Below are 2,018 nucleotides of genomic sequence, written 5' to 3' on the forward strand. Positions count from 1 at the left end.
GTGCCTCCCTCAGAGAGAAACCTGTAGATGTCGCAATCACAAGTTTCCCTTGCAGGGCAGGCACTTCCGCTTATCTACACGCCGACGAACAGCACATCTTGACGATCACGGTGAATCACCCGGGCTAACGCCCGACGAAGGTCGAGGGTGGACGTGGACCGGACAGCGCCGCAGCGACACGTCGGCTGGTTCCGCCGGACGATGTGCCTGCTCACCCTGCACAGTTTCGAGGAAATGCCACACGACAGGCGGGTCGACCCCGCGAACCCGTGCCGACAGGAACGACGGTGCGTCTGCGGACGTACCCCGCTGCCCACCCGATCAGTTCACAAGTACGGCGAGCCCACCGACGGCAACCGGCTCTGCGAGCGGGTCGAGACCTGTGTCCGATGTGGCTACGAGAAATACTGGCTCTCGCACCAGATTCCTGGCAACGGGTGGATCCCGGTCCGGGACGTACCGGAGCACCGCCGTAAGGGCTACGACACCTCCGCCTGCCAGTACGCCTTCCTCTGCGTCGTCTGCGGCGACATCGCCATGATCAACGAGCGGCACGACTGGGCCGAGGAATGGTGGGGCCGGAAGTGCCGCGACTGCGGCTGGGAGTTCCACGACGACGGCGAATAGCCGACTCGACGGGTGCGTACCGCGCCGCGTCAGTACGGCCGCCCTCGCGGTCGGTCCTCGGCGAACGCGGCCCGCCGTACGCCCGGGTTTGCTGCTTCCGTACGCCGGTCTCGGCGGCGCGCGAGAGCCGCGCTGTGCGGCGTCCGCCCCGTCTGCGCTGGTGGGGGCGTCGGGATGGACCAGACTTCCGGTATGAGGTGGCGCTGGCCGGGTAGCCTCCCTCGGTGACCTCATCGTCTGGCGACTACACCGCGACGTTGCCGCGCAAGCGGATGGGTTCTGGCGTGCTGCTTCGCGACGACGACGGCCGGATTCTGCTGGTCGAGCCGGTGTACAAGGACTACTGGGAGCTGCCTGGTGGTGCGGTCGACGCGGACGAGTCGCCGTACGACGCCGCGGTGCGCGAGCTGAAGGAAGAGCTCGGCCTGTCGATCGCGCCCGGTCGTCTGCTGGTGGTGGACTGGGTGCCGCCGCGTACCGGCCGTACCGAGGGGGTCATGTTCGTCTATGACGGCGGGATCCTGGACGCGACGCGGACCGGTGAGATTCATCTGCCCGCCGACGAACTGCGTGGCTGGGCGTGGTCGACCCTGGCCGAGGCGCAGCAGCGGCTTTCGCCGCTGCTGGCTCGGCGGGTCGCCGTCGCGCTAGAGGCGGTGACTGATGGCGTTACCGGCTACCTGGAGGACGGGACTCGCGTCGTCTGAACCGGTGGTGGCGAAGCGGCCATCGACGCGTGCAGGAGGCTGATGCCGCCGGACCGGTACAGGCTGTCGTGCACGCCGTCGGCGTAGAGCAGGCCGGTCAGGTCGGCACGAGCCTTTGCGATCGGGCTGTTCTGCTGGAACCCCCATGCCCCCAGCAGCGGGGCGAGGTCGGTCACGGCGCGGTGGGCGGTGTCGATGCCAGCGGCCTTACCGACTCGGGCCGCCAGGTCGGCGTGCGGATGTCCGGTCGCGGCGAGCCGGCTGGTGGTGATCGTGGCGAGCAGCGCGGCGGTGATCTCGGCGTGGGTGCGCCCGAGGGTGATCAGCGCGTTGTCGCGCACCCGAGGCAGCACTCCGACCTTGCGCCGGGCCGCGAGCGCATCGGCGACGAGGGTATGGACCCCGGCGGCGGCGCCGAGGGCGGTGGCGGTGATCAGGGGCCGGAACCGGGCGAAGTGGCGACGGAACACTGCGAGCCCGTCGCCTGCCCGGCCGAGTAGATCCACGGCCGGGTCGACGGGCACGTCATGCAGCCGCAACACGCCCCACGACCAGCCAGCTAGTGCCTCGTCATGCAGCCTTGAACGGGTAATCCGGGTGGCGGATCTTGGAGCCGGCGGCGAATGATGTCTTCGGCTTCGCGCGTTGGTTGCGCCAGCGGATGTAGTCGCCGATCGCGGTGTC

General features: G+C 69.0%; 3 protein-coding genes and 1 pseudogene. 2 read left to right on the plus strand and 2 right to left on the minus strand.

The genetic code is table 11. The features are described 5' to 3' along the window. Positions 1-153: 153 nt before the first annotated feature. Together ABNF97_RS33790 and ABNF97_RS33795 are read left to right on the plus strand one after the other, a co-directional pair. Positions 154-627, plus strand: a complete 474-nt coding sequence (locus ABNF97_RS33790) for a hypothetical protein (protein ID WP_349341048.1) — start codon at positions 154-156, stop codon at positions 625-627. Between the two features lie 224 nt (positions 628-851). Then, positions 852-1,334, plus strand: coding sequence for an NUDIX domain-containing protein (locus tag ABNF97_RS33795; RefSeq protein WP_349341049.1), 483 nt, complete (start codon positions 852-854; stop codon positions 1,332-1,334). Here ABNF97_RS33795 and ABNF97_RS33800 read toward each other — a convergent pair. Together ABNF97_RS33800 and ABNF97_RS33805 are read right to left on the minus strand one after the other, a co-directional pair. Further along, positions 1,304-1,876, minus strand: coding sequence for an acyl-CoA dehydrogenase family protein (locus ABNF97_RS33800; protein WP_349341050.1), 573 nt, complete (start codon positions 1,874-1,876; stop codon positions 1,304-1,306). The two genes, ABNF97_RS33795 and ABNF97_RS33800, sit on opposite strands and share 31 nt — an antisense overlap. A gap of 28 nt (positions 1,877-1,904) precedes the next feature. Then, positions 1,905-2,018: pseudogene (locus ABNF97_RS33805) on the minus strand (transposase); the annotation flags it as partial.

The sequence above is a fragment of the Plantactinospora sp. B6F1 genome (genome assembly GCF_040120695.1).
GTDB lineage: Bacteria > Actinomycetota > Actinomycetes > Mycobacteriales > Micromonosporaceae > Plantactinospora.